This is a genomic window from Streptomyces sp. YIM 130001 (assembly GCF_003574445.1).
Classification (GTDB): Bacteria; Actinomycetota; Actinomycetes; order Streptomycetales; family Streptomycetaceae; genus Streptomyces.
Genome location: NZ_KZ984580.1, coordinates 1 through 21,646 on the forward strand (window position 1 = coordinate 1; position 21,646 = coordinate 21,646).

At 67.8% G+C, this 21,646-nt stretch carries 20 protein-coding genes and 1 pseudogene; 5 read left to right on the plus strand and 16 right to left on the minus strand.

Annotated features, from left to right (window positions below; translation table 11 throughout):
- Window positions 1-254: 254 nt before the first annotated feature.
- The 10 genes and pseudogenes from DSC45_RS34500 to DSC45_RS34550 form a co-directional block, all read right to left on the minus strand.
- A complete protein-coding gene (locus DSC45_RS34500) occupies window positions 255-941 on the minus strand; it encodes a hypothetical protein (protein WP_119295997.1) in 687 nt (228 codons plus the stop codon).
- Between the two features lie 52 nt (window positions 942-993).
- Window positions 994-1,191, minus strand: a complete 198-nt coding sequence (locus DSC45_RS34505; RefSeq protein WP_119295998.1) for a hypothetical protein — start codon at window positions 1,189-1,191, stop codon at window positions 994-996.
- A gap of 274 nt (window positions 1,192-1,465) precedes the next feature.
- Complete coding sequence (locus DSC45_RS36175) at window positions 1,466-1,918, minus strand: DUF6069 family protein (RefSeq protein WP_205571495.1); 453 nt, start codon at window positions 1,916-1,918, stop codon at window positions 1,466-1,468.
- Window positions 1,919-2,194: 276 nt separating this feature from the next.
- On the minus strand, window positions 2,195-3,205 hold the full coding sequence (locus tag DSC45_RS34515; protein ID WP_119295999.1) for an RNA polymerase subunit sigma-70: 1,011 nt from the start codon (window positions 3,203-3,205) through the stop codon (window positions 2,195-2,197).
- A 1,412-nt stretch (window positions 3,206-4,617) separates the two neighbouring features.
- Window positions 4,618-5,097: an HIT family protein gene (locus tag DSC45_RS34525; RefSeq protein WP_119296000.1), complete on the minus strand. Its 480-nt coding sequence runs from the start codon at window positions 5,095-5,097 to the stop codon at window positions 4,618-4,620.
- Between the two features lie 495 nt (window positions 5,098-5,592).
- Window positions 5,593-5,766 (minus strand): hypothetical protein, encoded by a 174-nt coding sequence (locus DSC45_RS35975; RefSeq protein ID WP_162929431.1) that lies wholly within the window; start codon window positions 5,764-5,766, stop codon window positions 5,593-5,595.
- Window positions 5,767-6,530: 764 nt separating this feature from the next.
- A complete protein-coding gene (locus tag DSC45_RS34535) occupies window positions 6,531-7,121 on the minus strand; it encodes a carboxymuconolactone decarboxylase family protein (RefSeq protein ID WP_119296002.1) in 591 nt (196 codons plus the stop codon).
- Window positions 7,103-7,763, minus strand: a pseudogene (locus DSC45_RS36695) (TetR/AcrR family transcriptional regulator). Before DSC45_RS36695 ends, DSC45_RS34535 begins: the two are co-directional and overlap by 19 nt.
- Window positions 7,764-7,879: 116 nt before the next feature.
- Entirely contained in the window at window positions 7,880-9,349 is a 1,470-nt protein-coding gene (locus DSC45_RS34545) for a carotenoid oxygenase family protein (protein ID WP_119296003.1), read from the minus strand.
- Between the two features lie 35 nt (window positions 9,350-9,384).
- Window positions 9,385-10,491, minus strand: a complete 1,107-nt coding sequence (locus tag DSC45_RS34550; RefSeq protein WP_119296004.1) for an acyl-CoA dehydrogenase family protein — start codon at window positions 10,489-10,491, stop codon at window positions 9,385-9,387.
- Between the two features lie 214 nt (window positions 10,492-10,705).
- On the opposite strand from DSC45_RS34550, the gene DSC45_RS34555 reads away from it, so the two are divergent.
- The 4 genes from DSC45_RS34555 to DSC45_RS34565 all read left to right on the plus strand — a co-directional run bounded on the left by DSC45_RS34555 (window position 10,706) and on the right by DSC45_RS34565 (window position 14,300).
- A complete protein-coding gene (locus tag DSC45_RS34555) occupies window positions 10,706-11,797 on the plus strand; it encodes a carboxymuconolactone decarboxylase family protein (protein WP_240435014.1) in 1,092 nt (363 codons plus the stop codon).
- Between the two features lie 156 nt (window positions 11,798-11,953).
- Complete coding sequence (locus DSC45_RS34560) at window positions 11,954-12,922, plus strand: hypothetical protein (RefSeq protein ID WP_119296005.1); 969 nt, start codon at window positions 11,954-11,956, stop codon at window positions 12,920-12,922.
- A gap of 328 nt (window positions 12,923-13,250) precedes the next feature.
- Window positions 13,251-13,373 carry a hypothetical protein gene (locus DSC45_RS36860; protein ID WP_276145487.1) on the plus strand — a complete coding sequence of 41 codons (123 nt, stop codon included), beginning with the start codon at window positions 13,251-13,253 and terminating at the stop codon, window positions 13,371-13,373.
- A gap of 507 nt (window positions 13,374-13,880) precedes the next feature.
- On the plus strand, window positions 13,881-14,300 hold the full coding sequence (locus DSC45_RS34565) for an AMP-binding protein (protein WP_119296006.1): 420 nt from the start codon (window positions 13,881-13,883) through the stop codon (window positions 14,298-14,300).
- Here DSC45_RS34565 and DSC45_RS34570 read toward each other — a convergent pair.
- Window positions 14,257-15,543 carry an ATP-grasp domain-containing protein gene (locus DSC45_RS34570; RefSeq protein ID WP_162929433.1) on the minus strand — a complete coding sequence of 429 codons (1,287 nt, stop codon included), beginning with the start codon at window positions 15,541-15,543 and terminating at the stop codon, window positions 14,257-14,259. The two genes, DSC45_RS34565 and DSC45_RS34570, sit on opposite strands and share 44 nt — an antisense overlap.
- Window positions 15,544-15,744: 201 nt before the next feature.
- Here DSC45_RS34570 and tpx point away from each other — a divergent pair, with 201 nt between their 5' ends.
- Window positions 15,745-16,293 carry a thiol peroxidase gene (tpx, locus tag DSC45_RS34575; RefSeq protein ID WP_119296008.1) on the plus strand — a complete coding sequence of 183 codons (549 nt, stop codon included), beginning with the start codon at window positions 15,745-15,747 and terminating at the stop codon, window positions 16,291-16,293.
- Window positions 16,294-16,343: 50 nt separating this feature from the next.
- Here tpx and DSC45_RS34580 read toward each other — a convergent pair whose 3' ends face one another.
- Genes DSC45_RS34580 through DSC45_RS34600 form a run of 5 tightly spaced genes read right to left on the minus strand, consistent with a single transcriptional unit; the run spans window position 16,344 to window position 21,616 of the window.
- Window positions 16,344-17,795, minus strand: coding sequence for a type I glutamate--ammonia ligase (locus tag DSC45_RS34580; protein WP_119296009.1), 1,452 nt, complete (start codon window positions 17,793-17,795; stop codon window positions 16,344-16,346).
- The gene (locus DSC45_RS34585; protein ID WP_119296010.1) at window positions 17,795-19,096 is read right to left on the minus strand and encodes an ATP-grasp domain-containing protein; all 1,302 of its coding nucleotides are present in this window, start codon (window positions 19,094-19,096) and stop codon (window positions 17,795-17,797) included. Before DSC45_RS34585 ends, DSC45_RS34580 begins: the two co-directional genes overlap by 1 nt.
- Window positions 19,097-19,116: 20 nt before the next feature.
- Window positions 19,117-19,890: an ABC transporter permease gene (locus DSC45_RS34590; RefSeq protein WP_119296011.1), complete on the minus strand. Its 774-nt coding sequence runs from the start codon at window positions 19,888-19,890 to the stop codon at window positions 19,117-19,119.
- A complete protein-coding gene (locus DSC45_RS34595) occupies window positions 19,887-20,672 on the minus strand; it encodes an ABC transporter permease (RefSeq protein ID WP_119296012.1) in 786 nt (261 codons plus the stop codon). The genes DSC45_RS34590 and DSC45_RS34595 overlap by 4 nt, the downstream gene beginning before the upstream one ends.
- Complete coding sequence (locus DSC45_RS34600) at window positions 20,672-21,616, minus strand: ABC transporter ATP-binding protein (protein WP_119296013.1); 945 nt, start codon at window positions 21,614-21,616, stop codon at window positions 20,672-20,674. Before DSC45_RS34600 ends, DSC45_RS34595 begins: the two co-directional genes overlap by 1 nt.
- Between the last annotated feature and the right edge of the window lie 30 nt (window positions 21,617-21,646).

The window sequence follows — 21,646 nt, forward strand, 5'->3', positions numbered from 1 at the left end:
GGCCAACTCCGTTGTCCGCGGCTCGGATCGCTCCGCGATCCGGCCTAGAGGAATCCGCTCCGCGGCTTCCTCAACTGCGCAGCTACGAGTGGGGGTTGGTGGTGGGTCGGAGCTGTTCCAGATGCTTACGCCGTCCGGGGCCGGTGGTTGGCTCGGACATCTGGTCCGGTGCTCGCTGTCTCCGGCGCCCTTGGGTCCGGTGGGGGTCCTACTGCTTTCGCTCTAGTGGCTTCATGCCTTATGGAAGCAAAAAACTATGGGATTTCTGAGATTATACGGGGCTCCTCTGCGGAGGGTTCACGGCCGGGCGATTCCCGCTCGTCCTTGAGGATTTCCATCATCAACTGGATTTGTTCTTCGGTGAGTTGGCGCAGATTCTGCTTGGTGCGCACCTTGCAGAGCCACGGCCCGATCATGATGTGCTCGCCGTCAACCTCCATCGACTCCCGGGCGCTGGGCGGGCGGCCCCAGCGCTGTACGAACAAGCGCAGGAGCTCGGCCGTCTGGTGGAAGGAGCGGCGGGTTCGTGTACCGGGCGTGACGCTCGTTTTCCGTACGGGAAGCGGGACTTGATCGGGGGTCAGGCCGAGGTGGGTGAGGAGGGTGCGTTGTCCGTCGTCGAGTCGGGTCCAGGCGGTGAACTGGCGGTGGAGCCAGCCGCCGGCTTTCACTCCGTTGATCGTTAGGTCCCGGTGCCAGGTGGTGGGGTCGTGGCCGGCTTCGATGTGGCGGCGCAGCAGGTGGTATTTGCGGTGCCAGTCGGGGCCGCCGACGGCGGCGTAGGTCCAGCCCTTTTCGCACCGGAGGCAGCGACGGACGGCCCTGACCGCGCAAGCGGGCCCCGTTACGCCACTTCTTGCCGGTCCGGATGTCGACACCGCCACCGGCACGGTGCGTGTGGTGATCTGCTGCAACTGGGTTCCCGTCGCGGCGGCGAGCATGCGGGCGGCGACGTCTGCGCGCAGCGTCTGCGGTCGTGGTGTCGGCGCTGTATCAGGTGGTGCGCCGGTACCCGTCGTGGCGTCGGCGGAAGGGCGCGGCCCACGTGATGTTGGAACGCTGCATCACGCGATTCGGGAGGTGAATGCGGACGTCACCTCCGACGCGCTCGAGTACGGACCAGCCCTCGATGAGGAGGTTCCGTGCATCGGCTGGGCGCTCGGCGGAGCCGGTGAGGGGCCGGAGCCGCATGGCGCACGGATCTTGCGCAGCGGGCCGCCGCGGTGGGGCTGGTGGGCGTGGAGGAGCTCGCGGGAGCACGCGGGGAGTTGATGGAACTACTCGTCGTCAAGGTGGCGAGTGGGACGGTGCCGTCTCGCGGGCGCAAGGCATCGCGCAGGACGTGCGTGAGGGAGGCCGCAGCGGCCCGACCACCGCGGACCGGCAGCTCCATCACACCTGGCGGGGGTGGTGGAAGACCGGGCCGAGGGCACTGGCGATGGAGATGTCGGTCTGGGAGCGAGCGTCATCCCGCTCGGGTGTCCAGACTCCGCGTCAGGGCCGGGATCATCACCGCTGCGGGGACGAGGTGCAGCCCGAGGAGGGCGATGGTGGTGGGCGTGGTTGCCTCGGAGACAAGCGGTGGAATCAGCGAGATGACGGTCAGTGACGTGGCCGTCCATACGAACCGCTCGGCGGGGCGAGCGGTCAGGCGCAGCAGGGCGGCGGCTATGACGATGCCTGCGGCCGAGAAGAAGCCGGTCACGATGGCGATGCCGGACAGTGGGATGGTCTGGCCACCCTGGACCTTGAAGTCGGCGCCGGCGGTCCGGGCGAGCGCGGCGACAAGAGTGGTGGCCGCCGTCGCGGCGAGCGTGGCGATGAGGCCGGTGCCGGCGAGGCGGTGGAATCGGCGGGGGCGGCTGGTGCGGTGGGCGGCCGGGGCGGTTGCCAGGGGGGTTTCCTTCATGCTGCTCATGTCGTACCTCTCGTCATCCGGCACGGGCCTGGGGCCTGGCTTGCGGGCGGAGTGATGATGCACACCGTGGCCGTGTGACGGCGGGGGTTGTGCAGGGCGCGGACGCCGGTGCCGCGGAGCCAGAACGCGGCGCCGTGTCCGAGGACGGGCCCCGGCTCGCCGTCACGTAGTTCCAGCTGCACCCGGCCACGGGTGACGACGCCGAACGCGTCGTGCCATTCCTCTGTGATCACGGCGGTGCGTGCGCCGGGGCGCAGCGCGAGCGTTCGCACGGGGTTACTCGGTGCCGTCGGCCGGCAGGCGCGGCGGCAGTGCGAGTCGCGGGAACTGGTTGTCGTGGAACGTGGTGATCTCGGTGATCGTCCCGTCGGTGATGCGCAGGACGTCGATGGTCAGCGGCAGGTACGCGTTCTCGGACTGCCGCCAGAGGTAGAAGGCCAGGGCGGGCTGCCGGTTCACCGAGGTGGCAACGGCACGCAGGCCGGTCATGCCCTCGAAGCCGCTCTCGGTCAAGAAGTTCACCACTGCGTCACGGCCGACGTACAGGCCCGGCGTGGGAGGCATCGAGAAGCGGACGTCGTCTCGCAGCATCGAGGCGAGGGCCTTGACGTCTGTGGCCATGCTGGCCTCGGTGTAGCGGTGCACCAGCTCGCGCATGGTGGCGTCCTGGTCCCCGCCGGTCCAGTCCTGCCGTTGTGCGGGCAGGTGCTCCCTCATCCCGGCCCGGGCGCGCTGTAGCGCGCTGTTGACGGAGTTGACGGAGTCCCCGAGGAGTTCCGCGACGTCCTTCGCCGGCCAGCCGAGTACCTCCCGCAGGATCAGCACGGCTCGCGGGCGCGGCGCGAGGTGCTGGACCGCGACCAGATACGCCAGCTCGATCGTCTCCCGTGCGACGGCGGTGGCCTCCGGCTCGTCCGCATCACCCGCGGGCAGTTCGTCGAGGAGCCAGTCCGGGTAGGGCTGCAGCCACCGCGCTTCGCCGCCGGTCGCGGGTTCGGGGCGGCGTTTGGCGAGCAGGTCCAGACAGGCGTTGGTGGCGATCCGGTACAGCCAGGCCCGCAACGTCGACCGCCCCTGGAAAGTCTCCCGCCGCCGCCATGCGCGGAGGAACGTCTCCTGCACGGTGTCCTCGGCGTCCTCGAACGACCCGAGCATCCGGTAGCAGTGCACGTGCAGCTCCCGCCGATGCCGCTCGGCCAGCCCCGTGAACTCCGACTCGTCGGCCTCGGCCGGACCATTCGTCCCCAGTCCGCTCATATCCAGCTCCCCCATGGTGTCCGCGCCCATCACGTCGTCCTTCCGTCTCACACTGTTCGGTCATACATGTGACGGACACGGTCACGGAAACTCATCACCGGAGTCGGGAGTCGGGAGTCGGCGGGATCGGCCGGAACGGCTCAGCGATCGGCAAGCCCATCCGCCGCGGCCTCGAACACGCCCGCGTCCGTTCCATGACGCTGCGCGCCGAACACCTCACCGAAACTCAACCTGCCACCCATCAACTCCTCATCGACTACGCCGACGGCAAACGCCGCCGCACCGAGACGGCATCCGGCCAGGCCCGCGCCCGCTACGTCGACGACGCACTACAGCCCGGATCGCCCAGCCAGGTCCACCGTGACACCTCCCCCGCCGCCGACAAGGAACCTGCCGACCCGCCTGCCCGGACCCCGCGAACAGTGATCAGACGCCTTGCCCCGCCCCAGTACTACCGAGGCGAGACACACAGCCCTCACCGACGGGTTGCTCTGACGCATCGAGGGAGCTCTCGAACATTCCCGGAGAAGTCGAGGCAGGCCCCCTCATCCTCCGCTGACTCGATCTTCACCTGATCCCTCGACAGGTCGACTCGCGGAAAGTCGAACGCGAAACAACGGACGACACTCGAATCCGCCGCCCCGAACAAGGGCATCGGATCGGTGTACGCGGGCGGGGTCTGCACGGTCGGCCTCAATCGGGCCGGGGTCGACAGCCTCAATCCAGTTCAGCAGAGCCAGTGGCATCGCCACCGACATCCACGAGCCGCTGAAGGCCCTGCTCGACAGGCGGGCGGCCGACGGTCACGGGCAGGACAGCTTCTCGAGCGTGTTCGAACTGCTGATGACACGAGGCACTGCGCAGCACAGAACGTAGGACGCGGAACGGGCCGGCGATGGCTGGCACTTGCGACGAGAGACAACTCTGCCTGTACACAAGTTCGCTCGAGCCTCGTAGCTCAGACCTCGCCGGCTTTCCCGATCCACGCCCCCGGGGGCCCACGCGCCTGGCAGCGCATCAGGTCCCCGAGCCGAGGCGGTCTCCCCTCTCGGACTGCGTGGGCCGGGCACCATCGCCGCGGCGCCCAAGTCCAGATCCCGGCAGCTGTTCATGTCCAATTCGAACGCACCGTACGGAGATCCTGGGCCGCTACCTGTTCACCATCCAGGCCAGCGCGCCAGGCCAGCGTGGTCTACGCCCCTTCCGGGGCCCGGACACCGCTGAACACGACGAAAGCGACCGGTCACGTCCCCCATGGAACACAGACACCGAGAGGCCTGACAGCGTCCGGCAGTCTTCCTGAAACCACATGACAGAACTGCCCACATCAGATCCGGAAACCACATCACCGCCGTTTCAGGAACCCGAAGGAACGGCGGGCGGTCTGGGGCGCAAATGCCGTACAAGCGCGGCCCGTTAGGCGGGTCGGCGGCCCACAACGGTCAGGTGACCGGGCGCAGTTGGTCCAGTTCGCTGCCGATCGCAGTCCGCAGCAGGTCGTGCTGCGGACCGAGCCGATACCGCTCGTCGCTCCACCGTTCACGCGGATAGAGCCACACTGGAGAACCCACGACATGGGCCGGCTCCCACTCGAACCGCGGCCAGACATGCGCATGCAAGAACGGGTCCGTGTTCCCCAGGATCTCCAGGTTGACCCGTCGGAAAGCCGGGTCCAGCCGCCGACAGGCACGCTCGACCGCTTCACCGAGTTGATCCATGTCAGACAGGAACGACAGTCGCTTCGCCCTCGGCAGGTCCGACAGCCGCTGCACATCCGGCTCGTCCACGAGAAGAACCGAGTAGCCCGGCAGGAACTGAACGTCCCCGATCACAGCAAACCCCGACGTCATCCGCCGCAGCACAGTCGGGTTCTCGCCCCTCAGCGCAGCCCCGATCCGATCCATTCGCCAGCCATCAGTCATGGCCAGAAACTACATCTCCGCGATCAAGGGCCGCTCTTCGCTCCCCCATCTCCCGCACACAGTTCGAAGACCAAGCAGGCGGGGCGAGGAACGGACCCGGCCATTCTCCGCATAGCCCCATCCGGACGGCGGCCGACGCCACCGGACCGGCCCAGGAGCTCAACATCCGCCACCACGCGCCCACTCACCCGGACGACATGTCCGCCGCCATCCCGTCTCTGCGTGATGCAAAACCGACTTCACGCACCGACGGCCGAAAACGACCGACTCCCCCGGGCGGGCCTCAACAGTTCGAACCCGCCCGGTCCGGGTGCAGTGCCAAGCAGCCGGGAGATGGCGTCGACTTCGGTGGTGGGGTGGGGTGGGGTGGGGGCGATCTGGTCCCAGGTCGCGGCGTTCCACGCGGAATCGGCGGGCAGCATCGGCGGTCCCTTCGACGGTCAGGCACGGCCCCGGAGTGAGCGGGGTGAGGCCTCAGCCAGTTCGGCGACCACCTCAGTGATCGTCGGCTGCGGCGGGCATGTAGGCGAGCATCGCCACCAGCGGGGGGACGCAACGGGGCCCCCGACGTTCACGTCCACGGCCTACGCCGTGGACGACCTCCTTGCGCTGGCCGGGGTGTGCGGCGTCGTCCGGGTAGACGACGTACCGGCGGCCCCGGGCGGCCATGAGTAGTGATGCTCCAAGTGCGTTCGCGTCGGCGGCTTGGGTTGGGGTGGCGGTTCCGGTCTCCAGGACGGATCTCGGGAGCCTCGTAGTGGACCAGTTGCCCGCGGAAGCGGCCGGCAACAGCACCTCACCGAACGGTGGCACCACCGGCTCAACCAACTCGTCGCGATCAACCGGCAGTTAGGCCGTGTGGGAAACATTTCAGCGACCCTTGTGGCCGGTTACCTACCCCGAATCCGTTACCCCCGCCCGCGCCTCACCCGCATACGCCCCGACCAGGCCCGCGCCCGCTTCGGCGACCACTCCGTACAGCCCGGGTCCCTCAGCCAGGTCCACAGCAAGGCCGACCCGGCTGGTCCCCCGCCGGCGGGGGACCAGCCGGGTCGGCCTCCCGCCGCCGCGCACCGTGACCGGCCCCCTATGACGCCGACCGGCCAGCACCATGCCCAAATCGGCAAGGGCTGGTCGTGTCAAGAGACTGTGTACCGGGTCGGATGCCGGTGCAGATCACCGGACACCAGCTGTCTCAGCTGTGCTGGATCGCTCTGAGGTCGTTGAGCGACAGGTCAAGAGTCCGGTCAGTGCGCTTACTCGACACTCAGGCGAGGATGTTCGGGTCGGGACGGGCGCTGCCGCGGTCGCCGGCAGCGGTGTCCTCACCGTCGGATTCAATGAGTCTCTGGACGTAACCCACAAAACCACCGTCCACATCAACATCAACACATCGCCAAGACCACCAGACGCCTAACCGAACGGCATTGCCCCTAGGACCCGCAGCCGCAGGGCGTGCATTCCACGGTCGCGGCGGCCGTCAGGCTGTACCCGTGACGGACGAAATGCTGCGCGGATTCGGTGTAGTAATCGCCTTGGTCCGGAAGGCTGGTGTCCAGGCAGTTCACGTAGCGGTTGTACATGGAGAAGGCCGCGGCAATGAGCACCGTGTCGTGGATCTCCGTGTCCCCCACGCCGACCGCGCGGGCCGCGGTCATGGCTTCGCCCGACACCGGCTTGGCCTGCTGCCGCACCTCCGCGGCGATGCGCAGCAGCGCCTGGAGGCGCGGGGCGACAGGTGCCTCGTGCAGGCGATCGGCCGGGGTGCCCAGAACCTCCTGTACGAGCCCGCGGCCGCCATCGAGTTGGGCAGCGGCGAAGGCACCGTGCGAGTCGGCACAAAAGCGCGTCTCGTTGCGTTCGGAGACATAGGCCGCGATCAGTTCCCTCTCGCCGCGGGTGAGCGGGGACGGTGCGCGCAGCAGGGCGTCCGCAAGTTCGTTCAGCGGAGCAGCGGTGTCCGGACGGTGCGACATCAGTCCGACGATGCCCGGGAGGTCATTGTTCAGGGCGATGTGTGGCACAGCAATTCTCCATTCGTCGAGGCCTGACTGAAGGTCCGGCCCGGGAGCGACGTGTGTGGAAGTGGAATGGGTATGGCGAGCACGGCGCGGACGGCGGAATGGACCTGGGCGGCAACCTCGTCCGGGGCGGTGCCGGCAAGTCTGTGGTCGAGGTGCGGGAAAGCCAGGCCATGGATCAAGGACCACACCGCGACCGACGGAGCGTCTGTGTCGGCACTGGGAAAGACGCGTTGTACGAGTGTGGTGACATGCGCCGCGACCCATGCCCCACTGTCGATCCGCACATCGCCGTTCGGCTCCCCGGTGCTTTGCGAACATCAGCCGGAAGAGAGCCGGATGATCGAGAGCGAAGCGGACATAGGTTACGGCGGTGGCCACCTGCTCGGGCGGGGTGGCCGCGGAGTGTGCGGTGGCCAGGTGCTCGGCGAGCTCGCGATGCCCCTCATCGGCCACGGCAGGGACGAGCGCGTCGTGGTGCGCAAAGTGGCGATACGGCGCGGCAGGCGAAACACCGGCGCGGCGCGGCGCGCCATTGCCCGCATCGTGAGCCCACCGCCACCGCTTTCCTCGAGTGGTTCTCGTGCGGCCCGCAGGCATGCCGCGCAGATCGCCGTGATGGTACGGGCTGTTCTGCTTCGGCATGGGCTCCCTCGCGAATCCTGACGTCATGTGCAGGTCGTCATAGCCGCGGTTAACCCTAGGGTTCGCGGTCGGGCGGAGACGTCTTCCATCGTGCGGATGAACCTGACCAAGCCCTACTAGTGGGTGAACAGCCCGTGGAAGCCGAAGGGGATGGCATGGGGTGCGCGGGCACGCGCCAACTCGGTGAAGTCGCGTGCGTCCAGGACTAGCAGGAAGGAGGACGGCTCTCGGGGTTGCGTCGCATCGAGAACGATCGACAGCACGACGCCGTCGTCCTCCGCCACTGCCTCGGGGGCGGGGACGAAAACCGGTTCGCCCGGGTAGTGGCCCGGTGTGTGCCACAGGTGGGTGCTGCGGGAAGCGGTATCCAGCTTGACCAGCTGGTTGGCGAAGTCGTCGGTTCGGCCGCCCCGAGCACCGATGCCGTAGGCGTAGCGGTACGGGCGGCCGTTGTGGGATGCGTACGCGATGCTCGGGAGCTCCATGGGCTCGTCGGACAGCCGCTTGGCGGTGACCTCCCCTGTCGGCAGGCTGATCCGGCAGCGGGTGGGATGCGCCTGCGGTACGTCGCCGCCGCCGCGCAACCGGTCCAGGCGGAAGGCATCGACGACCGCGGAGTCCGGGTATGCGGCCAGGTCAAGCACAATGTCCTCGCCTTCCTCCCACGCATTGATGTGGTGAAAAGCGAAGAAGGTCGGCCCTTCGAACACGCCACGCACGCCGCCGGCTTGCAGGTCAAAGACGATGAACCGGGTGCCGCGCTCCGGCTGCCAGCGGAAGTTGTCGATGAACGGCCGGCCACTGAGCAGCAGCCGCAGCGGGTTGACCACGAGGGAAAATTCCGTGAGCACCAGATGCCGGCCGGTGATGCCGAAGCTGTGCATGTAGGCCGGGGCCGCTGCCCTATGGCTGCCGATCAGCTCCCGTTCCGTACGTCCCGCGGGCTGCCGGTACACGCGGTATTCACTGCGCCGTGAGAAATGCGTGAGGTAGTTGATCAGGTCACCGGTGGCCGGATCCCGATGTGGGTGCGCCGAGGTGATCTGGCCGCGCAGTCCATCCCCGTAGTCCACAACTCCTGCCGTGGTAAGGGTCTGTGGATCGAATTCGACCGGGACCGGGGTCTCCGTCAGTGCGACGAAGCGCTCACCGAAGCGGGCAATATTGACGTTGGGGTTGCTCGCAGTGCCGGCTGCGCGCCGGATGGCGGGTGTGGAGAAGAGGGTGAAGAAGCGGGAGAACAGCGAGCGGCACGGATCGGTGGCGAACTCCATGTAGGCGATGCGGCCCTCGTCGCGAGCCGCCCGCGAGGACGGCGTATCGACGTAGCGATTGACGTAACCGACGCGGCCGCCGGGCGAGAGGGAAAAGCGATGCAGCATGGCCTGTCCGTCGAACCAGTGCCGGAAGGTGCGCGCGCCGGCCTCGAACCGGGCCGGGCCGTTGCGTAACAGGCTGCCGGCGAGCCAGTCGGGCAGAGCACCTGTCACGGGCAGCTCCAGCTCCGCTGTCTCCGCATCCAGACTGCGCAGCCCGGCGGCGAAGTCCGGGGCCGCGGGTGGCTCGGCGTTGCCGGGTGTGCGCATGGTGTCTGCCTCCTGGGTGACGTAACCAGTGGGTTCTATCCCCACCCTGGCGTGCGGCCGAGCCACGACACCGCGAGCAACTGGCGGCAGAGCTCGTTCGACGGTCCCATCAGGGCGATGCCGCGTGCATCGGCCAGCAGGCGGGACAACGTGGCCCCCGACAGGTATCCGGACGAGCCAAGTATCTGCGTGGCCTCGAGGCAGGCCTCCTCGGCGACGGTCGAGGCAAACAGCTTGCTGTGCAGCGTGGCAAGGTCCGGAGACGCCGACATCCGCGCGCCTGCCCATTCGACGAGTCCGCGGGCCGCTTCCAGCCGGGTGGCGAGGCCAGTCAGACGTTGCCTTACGGCAGGCCTGCTCAGCACGCCCTGCCGTGCGGCATGGTCGGCTGCGTGATCGAGCGCGGCCTGCGCGATGCCGACCGACACTGCCCCCAGTGTGGCCCCGGACTCCCTCGCGCTCGTGATGATCTTCGTGGCGCTTCCCACCGGGCCCAGCCGGCACGACTCGGGGACGGCGCAGTGCCGCAGAGAGACGACACCGGTGGCGGACCCACGCATGCCGACCAGGTCCAGGCTCAGCTCCGGATGCAGGCCGGGAGTGCTCTTGGTCACCAGGAAGAACGTCCTCCCCGTCCTCTGGACGCCGTCCCGTACGCCAGAGCCCAGCGGCTCGGCGTTGACCTGCACCATGTACAGATCCGCGACACAGGCCCCGGTGGTGAACGTCTTGCCTCCGTCGAGCACCCAGGTGCCGTCAGCGTGCTCGGCTCCACGACTGTCGGTCGTTCGGCTCGCCGCACTGGCACCGCGGTCGTTCCAGGCCGAGGCGGCAAGGCACGTGCCGTCGGCGAGCGCGGGGAGATAGTGCGCCTTCTGGGCGGAGGTGCCCCATTCGGCAATCCGGGATGCCACGGCGAAGTGCTGGTACGTGAGGATGGCCACCGACGGATTGACCGTGGCGAGCTGTTCGACGATCCGGTTGAGGTCGGCCGCGTCACCTCCGGCACCGCCGTAGGCACGGGGAACGGCGGCGGCGAGCAGACCTCCCAGCCGGGCAAGCGCGCTGGGGTCGGGTCGCCCGCTGCGCGACGTCTGCTCGGCGGACTCCCGCAGCCTTGCCCGGAGTTCCGCTGAGATCATGGCCGGCCGCCGGCTTTCGATCGGTATAGACGTCACGGCACCTCCACACGAAATCCCCGGCAGTCGCGAGGCAGGCTGCCCGTCAGACGGACCTCAACCAGGTTTTCCCGGTACGGGCGAGGGTTGCATCTTCCGGCTTGCCTGCTCCGGTACGCACGAACGCCAGGTCGGCATTTCTCGAGGTGGCCCGCGGGCACATTGACTGTGAGGCTGGATGCGCATCACGGCGCACGTCTGCGCGAGCTTCGGGAGGGACACGATGGGGTCGGCCGTCCGGACGATGCTGCGGCACACTCACCGACAGGTCCGGCATGTGGGAGTGGTAGCTCCCGCCGCGGCCAAAGGCCAGGTCCGCCAGGTATATGCGCAGGCCGAGCACGATTTCGGCTTCCTGGCACCGCCGGTTGTCCTCCACTCCTCCTCCCCCGCGCCGCTCGCGGCCAGTTGGCTGATGTTGCGGGAGACGCTGCTCGCGGACGGACGGGTGGACCGACCCCTCAAGGAACTCGTTGCCGCGGAGGTGTCCCGGGCCAACTCGTGCCCGTACTGCATCGAGGTCCACCAGGCCGCGCGAGAGACGCTGTCACCGCCGCCGACCCCCACTGCCGCGCTCGCTGCATGGGCCCGCGACACTGGGCGCACCAGTCGCGGGCCGGGAGATGACGCAGCTCCACTCGCGCCATGGCAAGCGCCGGAACTCTTCGGGGTCGCCGTCACATTCCATTACCTCAACCGCATGGTCAGCATCTTTCTGGCCGATTCACCCGTGCCTCGCCGGACTCCGCGGCGGCTGAAGGAACCGATCATGCGGACCGTCGCACGCGCCATGCGCCCGTCCGCATCGCGGGTGCCTGCCGGCGCCTCACTCAGCCTGCTGCCCGAGGGGTCTCTGCCGCCTGGTCTCGACTGGGCACGGGACAATCCCGCCGTGGGCGAGGCGCTCGGCCGGGCGGCGACGGCCGTGAACGATGCGGCAGGCTGGGTGCCCGAGCAGATCCGGGCCCGCGTCAGTGCGCGCCTTCAGTCATGGGATGGCGGTCCCGTCGGCCCGAGCCGGGCGTGGCTCAGTGACGCACTCACCGGCCTCCCCGAGTCCGAAACCGCCGTCGCCCGGCTCGCATTGCTGACCGCGTTCGCCGCCTATCAGGTCACCGACAGCGACATCACCGCCTTCCGCGCGCACCACTCCGCTGACCGCGCGCTGATCGAGCTGACGTCCTGGGCCGCAATGACGGCAGCGGCGTGCGTGGGAAGCCGACTGACGGTCCCTCGGCAGGTGGAGTCACCGAATACGGGCACCGCTTAGCGCTCAGCAGGCATGCGCCGAACACAGGTCAGGCCGGCCGCTCGGGCTGCAGTCAGCAAACTCAAAGAAGCCTCCGATCCGGGCTACTCCTATTCTCCAACTGCGGCGCAATCCGTGTAGCCGCTGCCCCCGAACTAGCCGAGTGGAGAGCTGGCAATGGCGCATGCGGAGAAGACACATGTCTCGGCACAGAGCAGTGCGGGAAAAACGGAAGCATCCGCAACCGGACCGGTTCGCCGACGATGGCTCATACTCCTTCTCAGCGTCGGTGCTGGATTTCTGCTCACGGTTGTGTGGTCCGCCGAGTTCGTAGACCGCACCATCGGCGGCAACATTGCGAGAACCGCACTCGGCCATGACCCCGAGGCGCCCATCTCCGGCGCCGTGGCGGGTATCGTCTTCGCCTTCACGTCAGGGCTCGCCGGCACGTTCACCGCCTGCAATATCGCCGTCTTCGGTACGGTTGCGCCCATTCTCGGTGCGGCGGGAAGCCGGTGGGGCCGGATGGTGCAGGCCCTCAAGCCACTGGGCTGGATGTCGCTCGGGATGATCACGGTCTCCGCGCTGTACGGAGCGCTGGTCGGGGTGGTGGGTACGTCGATGCCGCAGTTCTCCGAGGCCGAGTCCGCCCCCGGAGTCCTCTCCGGCCGCTCCGTGCAGAGCATGGTCGCGTTCGGCGCGGTCGGCATGGCGATGCTCTACATGGGGTTGAGTGCGCTCGGGTTCGTTCGCGATCCTTTCGAGCGCCTTCGCCGCAGATTCCCCAACGTGCAATCCATCTTTATGGGCGCATTGATCGGCGGGTTCCTGATCGGGCGACCGTATCCACTGTTCCGACAGTTGTTTCGGGACGCAGCGGAGAGCGGAAACGTGCTGTATGGCGCCGCGGCCTTCACGCTCCAATCGGTGGGCAACATTGCACTGATGTCGGTAGTCTTCGTGGCGCTGACCGTCGTCGCCGGCGGTCGTATGCAGGCCTGGCTGGCAAGGCCGGGGCGCGCCGCCACCCTCATCGCCGTCACCCTGATCGTTGCGGGCGCGTTCACGATCCTCTACTGGGACATCCGCCTGCTTGCCCGTCGAGAGATCATCCCCTGGTATCCGGTCGCGCCGTGGGCCGCTTGAGGCTGACCGGTCAGCGACGACGGCCCTGGCGAACCCACGAGGTCGAACTCAGCCGCCCGCGCTGGACGCGGCCAAACGGTTCGACCTTCGGGTGGCCACGGGACGGGGACCCACCGCCGGAGCGGGGCGGGTCGCCACAGCCCGTCTCGCCGGCCGCGCGCAGCAAGTCCACGGCACTGCGGCGACGCGTCCGGCCGGCATTCTCGGCGCAGTGACGGCGAAACTCCCGCCGTAGTGAGATGAGGCGCCCGGCTTCGTCGCCTCCAATGGCCTGCGACAGCAAATGATCCTTCTCGATATCGGTAAGCGTGTTGATCCAGTGCCTCAGTTGCTGCTCAGGCGCTCGTCGCTGCGGGCCTCCGCCGGCGGTGGCGACGGCGAGGAGGCGGGCATCGACGCCCAGGACGTCTGCGAAGGCGTCCAAGGCAGGAGTCAGTTGAGCGAGGCCTAGCGGGCACCGGGGGTTCGACCTCGTCCTCGAGTAGTGCGGCATCGGTGGCGCGGTAGTCCTCGGGGGTGCCGAGGGTTGCCAGCCAAGCCAGGCAGAGGGCCCGCATATCTCCCGCAGCGAGTTCCTTGCGCAGTTCGACCAGGAAAGGAAGGGTGTTCGGCCGGAGGTGACTCAATGCGTTGGCGACGGAGCTGCGGAAGATCAGAATGAGATGGCTGCCGGAGGTCCAGGCTTCGACACCGTATCGGTGTGCCTGGGTGACGCTCAGACGATTCCGCGAGAGGCGTATCATCACCTGTCGGCAGTCCCTTGAGGGCACGGCAAGATCGCTGGCGGAGAGCACCGCACGTATCCCACGCGCATAATGCATTTTCGGCATGCGTGTGCTCTGACACCACTCCCGTATTGCGCTGCACAGCTGCACCGTGCCACCGAGCCCGCCGGCCGCAACCAGAATTCCGCACTCCCAGAGAAGCGCACCCAGCTGCCCCGGCCAAAAATACCGGCATGTATATGACTTGTGCGCAGCGCATTCGATACGACGCGCTCGACGAGATGGCCGCGTGTTTCGGCAAGAACCTCGCGATGGTCGGCGTGGAGCTCGACAGGCCCGTGGCAGCCCTGCTGCGTCCAGGCGTGCTGCGGATAGCGGTGCAGCTCGGAATGGAGAGGGCGGGCGTGCGATCAGTCTGGCTGGACCCAAGCGCCGCCGCAGAGCAGCACCGCTCCACTCTGATGGCGACGCGGCCCGCCTGCCTGGTGATCGAGACAGGACCGGAGCAGGGCCCGGGAGGCCACGAGGCTCTGCTCGGCTGGTACGAGAGCGAACTGAACGGCCGTCTCCTTGATGCGGCCGCAGCAACCTCCGGAGAACTCCTGGTCCCTATGCCGCGCGCTTCATCTCGACCTCCACGGCATAGGATTTGATAAGTCGCCGCATGTCCTGCTCGACGGCAGCGGAACTCCCTGCGGCGAGGACGAACTTCCCCGAGGATGCAAACGGGGTGATGTCGTCGTTGAGTTCCTGGCCGATGTCCGGAATCTCGGAGAGGACCACCGAGCCAGGGCAGGTGTCGAGGCCCTGGATGCGCTTGACCACACAGCGCTCCTTCTCGGGCAGGGCGGGATAGAGCCATCCGGAGGCGCCTGGGCCCGCCAAGTCCAGGGCGTTGGCCGGCATCCGGATCTCGGAGGGCTGTCCCGTACAGGCGAGCACGGACTCACGGGCAAGGTCGATGCCGCAGACGGCCTTGAGGTGATTGGCGACGTAAGCGCCGCCGAAGCGGTTCGCGAGCTCGAGGAAGACCAGATCGTCGTCCGGGGTCAGAAATGCCTCAAGATGGAAGGTGCTGTCGCGCAACCCCATATGCTTCAGGACGAGTTCCGTGAAATCGGTGAATCTCGCCAGCATCGCCTGACTGTCGAACGTAACGGAGGCCAGTGGCTGTCCCCCGTGCTGGAAGCTGAAGCAGTCACCGATGTAGCGGGAGGCGCTCAAGAAGCGGATCTCGCCTGCCCGCACCACACCGTCGACATGGCACACGGAGCCCTCAATGAACTCCTCGATCTCGTACCCCCCAGGAATTCCTGAAGAACGCGCGTGAGTCAAGAACGCCCCGGCATCGTTGAATATCCTGATTCCGAAACTCCCCGCCTGACGCTGCGGCTTGAGGACAATCTTCCCGGGCAACCCGGCAACAAAGTCCTCGAGCTCGCTGAACGGGGTCTCCGGCCCCACCTCCCGGAAGCGCGGCAGGCGCAGGCCGCTCCCCCGAAGGGCCTCTTTCATCAGGACCTTGTCCCGGCAGAGCAGCGCGGTTTCCGTATCCACGCCCGGCACACCGAACCGATCCCGGAGCCGCGCGGCCGGAAGGGTCACCTGTTCGTACATGCCGACCACGGCAGTCGGCGGGCCCAGGTCGCCGGAGAATTCCTTGACGAGTTCGGTCATCTGATCCAGGGACTCGTCATAGACCTCGAAGTCCAGCGAATGGGGCAGGTCCAGGATTCCGATACGGGCGAATCTGCACCCGACCCCCTGCGGCAGGCGTTCGGCAGCATGGCGGTTCAGTATGAGCGCCATCGGCTCCTGGGTGACGCCGATTGCATCGGCGTGCTGGGCCAATAGTCCCACATGCACAACATGCCCTCCTGTGGCGGGCGCACTCATCTCCTACCCCTAACTCGTGACATGGTGCTGCAGCATTCGTTAATAGCGACTCTAACGAGCCGTCCCATTCCAGCAAACTCCTGCACTGTGCATTGACGGCCCGCGCCCGCAGTGCGCAAGTACGGAGATGCCCGCCAGTAAAGTGCCCTGCAATTTTTCAGCGAAATAGTTCACCGCACCGACATCTCAGAAGGTGAGAACATGACAGTCATCGAACGCACCGGAGTCACCACATTCCGCGGCAGCCCTGTGACCCTCCTCGGCCCGGAAATCGCCGCCGGCGACCGGGCGCCGGACTTCACCGTGGTGGACAGCGCCCTGACTCCGTTCCGGTTCTCCTCCCTCAGCGGTACGACGCGCGTGATCTCAGCCGTCCCTTCGCTGGAGACACCCGTCTGTGACCTGCAATCGCGCCGCTTCAACGAGACCGTGGCCGAATTCCCCGGGTTGTCGGTGCTGACGGTGTCCGTGGACCTGCCGTTCACACAGGCCCGTTGGTGCGGCGCGGCGGGCGCGAAGGACATGCGGACCCTGTCCGATCACCGCGACCTCTCGTTCGGCATGGCCTACGGCGTGGCCATCAAGGAGTTCCGTCTCCTTACCCGCGCGGTATTTGTAGTGGACGCTTCGGACACGGTGGTCCACGCGGAGTACGTCGCGGATATCGGGCAGGCCCCCGACTTCGATGCCGTGGTGAGCGCGGTCCAAAAGGCGGGGACCGCGCCCCGGCCTGCCGACCGGACCGCTTGAAGAGCCAGGGTGCGGGCCTTGCCGGGAGGACTTCCGGCAAGGCCCGCCGTTCAGAAGACCGCGAAGTACTCCTGCTGCTCCCAGACAGTGACCCCGCCCGGGTACGGATTCCCGGAAGGGCAGGGCAGTTCCTGCCAAGCCCGGTAGCGCGCCAGTTCGCTCTCCTTGAGCCGGATCAGGCACTCCGCCAGCGGCTTGCCGAGCAGCTCCGCGGCACGGCCGGCCCGGAATGCCGCCAACGACTCCGCGAGATCACCGGGCAACTGCTCCGGCCCGCCCCTGCCGCCACGGCCAGGCTCGCTCATCCCCTCCAGCCCGGCCGCCAGTTGCGAGGCGATCGCCAGATACGGATTCGCGCAGGGCTCCGCCATCCGGTGCTCCACTCGCACCGCGTCTCCCGTGCCGACGGTCCGCAGCAGCGCTCCGCGGCCCCCGAAGCTCTGGTCGGTGATTGCCGGAGCGAGCGGGAAGTCCGGACCGAACCGCCGGTAGCCATTGATGGTCGGGACGGAGAGCAGGCAGGTCTCCCGGGCCCGGGCCAGCAGGCCATCGGCGTAGGACCGGCCCGCTTCGGACAGCACATCGGCGCGGTCTTCGGAGGCGAACACGCTGCGCCCCGTCGACTCCTCCAGCACCGACTGATGGATGTGCCAGCCGCTGGGGTCGAAGCCCTCGAGGCGAGGAAGCGACATGAACGAGGCGTGGAAGCCGCGTCGCGCGCACAGCCGTTTCGCGTGGTTGCGCAGGACCAGCACGGCATCGGCCGCGTCCAGGGCGTGCAGCGGGGCAAGCGTGGTCTCGATCTGGCCTGGCCCGGACTCGTGTTCCATCGTGCGTAGCGGAAGGCCGAGTTCGAGCAGCTGCAGGGCCAGCGCGTCCGTGACAGGGGCGACCGACTCGTAGCAGGAGTCGAGGTTGAACTGGTAACCGGAGTTCACCGCCTCAACTGCGGGGGCGGGGCCCTGCGTTCCGAAGCCATTTCCCTCATTCCCGGGACTGCCTCCGAGGAGGCGGGTCAGGTACCACTCGATCTCCACGCCCACGAGCGGTACGAGCCCGCGGTCCGCGTACTGCGCGCAGACCCGGCGGAGCAGAGCCCGGGCCGAGAGCGGGTACGGGGCGCCGTCGGCGAAGACCTCGTCGCCGAGGCACAACGCGGTCCTGGGACTGGATCCCGGGATCCACCGGAAGCTGAGCGGATCGGGCATCACCAGGATGTTGCCCGCGGCGGCATCGGCCAGGCCGAGCTCGGAGAGGTCGCAGATGGCCGGAGCGTGCCCGGAGTCCATGGTGAACGGGCCGGGGCTGAAGGTCATGCCCTGCCGGAGGGCCTGCCCGAACGCGTGCCGGCTCAGCGTCTTGGACCGGACGAGACCGTGCGGATCACAGAAGGCCAGGCGGACGAGATCCGTTTCCTCGAGGCGGGCGTCCAACTCCTCGGCTGCCGACACCTGCCGGCCGGTCCAGGCCGGAGGGAACGCGGTGGGCGCTGCCGGTGCCATCAGCCGGCCACGGCCTGCCGGCCCGAGGGCTGTTCCAGGACGATGGCCCGGCTCGCCCAGTCCACCAGCCGGTCTATCTCCTCCGGTAGCGCCGTATAGCTGTCCGCGGTGACGGTGGCCTCGCCAAGGGCGTCCGTCCAGTGGGCCTGGGTGGGCAGGACGGTGCCGGGCACAACATCCGGTCGCAGCTTCAGATCGACCACGGAGGGGAGCGTGCAGCTGCTGTCCACGCTGCGGATCCGCCCCGAGCGGTAAGGCAGATTCACCCCGGCGCAAGGCCAGAATCCGGAGGCGCCCCGGTAGCCGATACGGGCGGGGTCGACGCCGGTGAGCAGCGCCAGCCAGACGCCGTCGGGGTGTGCGCCGGTGGAGGCGACCGCGTTGGACAGGACGGCGAATCCGCCGGTCCGCGAGGCGATCTCATTGACGTACAGCTCGCCCTTCGGGCTCACCCAGACCTCGGCATGGAAGGAAAAGGTCTCCGGGGAGGGCAGCGCCTCGATCACATCCCGGACGAAACCGCGGAGTACGGAGCCCCGTTCGGAATCCGGATCGATCATCCGGCTCCCGAAGACCGAGCTCAAAGACTCGTCGAGGGGCCGGCCGGTACCGAAGCCGTAGTACTCGGAGGTCAGCATGTAGTAGGGGCGGCCCTGGTGCCAGATGCCGTCCACATGGCACATCTGGTAGCCGGTGAACGGCTCCAGCACGTAGTGCGCCGGGGCGTCGATCGGCAGCCGTGCGAAGCAGCGCTGCGCGGCTTCCAGGGCGGTGGCGTCGTCTTTGATGAAGTCGATGTTCTCCGCACCCCGGTCATACCGGGGCTTGAGCACCGCGGGCATGCCGGTGCGGGACAGCTCCGACCAGTAGTCCACGGCATCGTCGACCCCGCGCGCGGACCAGGCCGCCACCCCCTTGGCCGCCAGAACGGCCTTCATCTGCAGCTTGTCGCGGTACGCGAGGGCGCTGACGGTGTCCTGTCCTGGCACGTCGTACGCCTCGCGCAGCCGCGCGGCGCGGATGATGTCCCCCTCGCGCGGAGCGAAGAGAAGGTCGAAGTCCTCCTGCTCCAGCAGTTCCATGGCGCGTCGCTCCAGCCCGCCCCTGGCGTAGAAGTCGGGCACCTCTTCGAGCATGCGTATCGACGGCGGGAGCTCGTCCGGCAGCCCGGCGCGTACCCCCTCCCTGGTCAGAATCCACAGTTCGGCGTTGCCATGCTCCCGAGCGACGCGGGTATAGCTGTCGATCGCCTCCGCATTCAGATGCAGGGCTTGCATGGCCTCCAGGATCAGGATCTTCATGGTGTTCTCCAAAGCAGCGCTCACTTGATGAGCAGTCGGTCGATCCGGCGGGCCGCCACCGTCATGGCCAGCGCGATGACGGCGACCAGGTAGCAGGCGTGCCCGGCGTCGCCTGCTGAGACGTCACCGAGGCAGACGGAGCGGATCAGTTCGTTGGCGTGGTGGAGCGGGGTCAGCTCGGCGAGCAGCCGCAGGGGCTGGGGGTAGGACGAGACGGGGAAGAAGGTGCCCGAGAAGAAGAACATCGCGGTCTGCCCCAGCGTGACCAGCTCCATGTCCTGCCAGCTGCGCATGAAGGTGGTCACGGCCACGCCGAGAGCAGCGAACGCGAAGCCGGTGAGCATCGTGACCGGCAGTGCGGCGAGTGCGGCGCCGGGCGAGCGGATGAGGTCGGCGGCTAGCAGCACGCCGACGAAGCTCAGGGAATACAGGAAGCCGCGCAGCTGGGCCCAGACGATCTCTCCGGTGATGACGCCGCGGATGGTCAGGGGGGTGGTCAGCATGGAGTCGTACAGCCGGCGGTAGCGCAGCTTCCAGAACACATTCACCGTGGCGTCGTACAGGGCCCCGTTCATGGCGCTCACGGCGAGCAGCGCCGGAGCCAGGAAGACGGGGAAGTCCACGACCGTCCCGTCGCCGAGGGACACCGGCGCCAGCAGTGCACCCACGCCCAGCCCGACGGCGAGCAGATAGAGCACCGGCTCGAGGAAGCCGGAGAGCATGACCAGCCAGATGCGCCGGGCCACGAGAGCGTTGCGCTCCAGGGTGGCACGGACCGAGTGGATCGCGATCATACTGCCAGCCTCCTGCGGTAGACCCTGCAGGCCATCGCGAAGCCGATCACCAGCCAGGCGGCCGGCACGATCAGGTGGAGCAGCGCCGAGCCGGTGATGGTTCCGGTGACCAGCGCGCGGCAGAGCTCGGTGCTGTGCGCGAGCGGTCCGGCCATGACGAGCCACTGCAGGGGCTCCGGCATCAGGTGGACGGGGTAGAAGGTGCCCGAGAACAGAAACGCGGGCAGGATCGCGAACCGCAGCACCACGGTGAGCGAGGCGTCCTTGCCGGTCCAGGCGGAGAATGCGGCGACGGGGGCGGCGCAGGCCAGCCCGGTCAGCAGGGCGATGAGTATCGCGAACGGCGCCCACAGCGAGGTGGCGACGCCGAAGGCCACCAGGTAGCCGAAGAAGACGGTGGCGGTGAGGAAGACCTGCAGACCGATGAAGAGCAGGTGTCCGGCGCATACTTCGGCAGTGCCGAGAGGCGAGTGGAGCATCGACTGATAGATGTTCCCCTGTCGGCCGCTGATCGCCCCATGGACCGGATAGGTAGCCATGATCGCGGCGGTCTGCATGGACACCGCCGCGAGCAGTCCGGGCCCCACGAAGCTCAGGTAGTCGGGAGAACCGCCGCCCAGCGCGGCAACGGCGCCATCGTCGAGCCGGGACCCGACGCCCACACCCATGGCCGAGAGATAGAGCAGCGGCATCAGGAACGAACTGACTAGAGTGCCGCGCCAGGTCCGCTGGTATTGCACCACCCAGTGCTCGCAGGAGCGCAGCACATTCGCACCGGCCATCAGTCCACCAATGCCCGTCCGGTGAGGGTCAGATAGACGTCCTCCAGCGATCCGCGCCGTACCAGAGCGCCCGTCAGCCGTATGCCTATGCCGTGCACGGCTCCAAGAGCCGCGTCGCCGTCGTCGACGTACAGCAGCAGCCGGTCGGGCAGGGCCTCCAGCCGCGTGGTGAGCCGGGAGGCCTTCTCCACCAGCTGGTCGCGGTCCGCGTCTGCGCACCGGACCTCGAGCACCTCACGGGTCGCATGCCGGGCGATCAGCTCGGCCGGGGTCCCTTCGGCCACGATCCGGCCCCGGTCCATCACCATCAGCCGGTCGCAGAGCTGCTCGGCTTCGTCCATGTAGTGGGTGGTGAGAACCTGGGTCACATCCCGCTGCTTCAGCTGGAACAGCCGCTCCCACACCAGGTGCCGCGCCGCGGGGTCGAGCCCGGTGGTGGGTTCGTCCAGCAGGAGAATCTCCGGCTCGTTGATGAGTGCGCGGGCGATGGTCAGCCGCCGCCGCATGCCGCCGGAAAGGGCCTCCACCTTGGCCGAGGCCCGGTCGGCGAGCTGAATGAAGTCCAGTAGCTTACTTCTGCGTTCGCGTATGTCCGCACGGGAAATCCCGAAGTAGCGGCCGTAGACATAGAGGTTCTCACCGACGGTCAGCTCGGTGTCCAGAGCGTCCTCCTGGGGCACCACGCCGAGGCGGGCCCTGATGGCCGACCCATGCTTCTGGGCGGACATCCCGAAGATACTCAAGGAGCCTTCTGTAGGTGGCGATACGCAGCTGATCATCCGCATGGTGGAGGACTTTCCGGCACCATTCGGCCCGAGAAATCCGACGGTTTCGCCGGGGTCAACCTCGAAGCTGGTGCCGGCGACCGAAGTGAAGTCGCCGTATTTCTTTGTCAGTCCCCGGGCCCGGACAAGTGCCTCATCAGCAGATGACGCAGCCGGCATGGCACGCTCCCCTCATTTCTTGTCGCACGC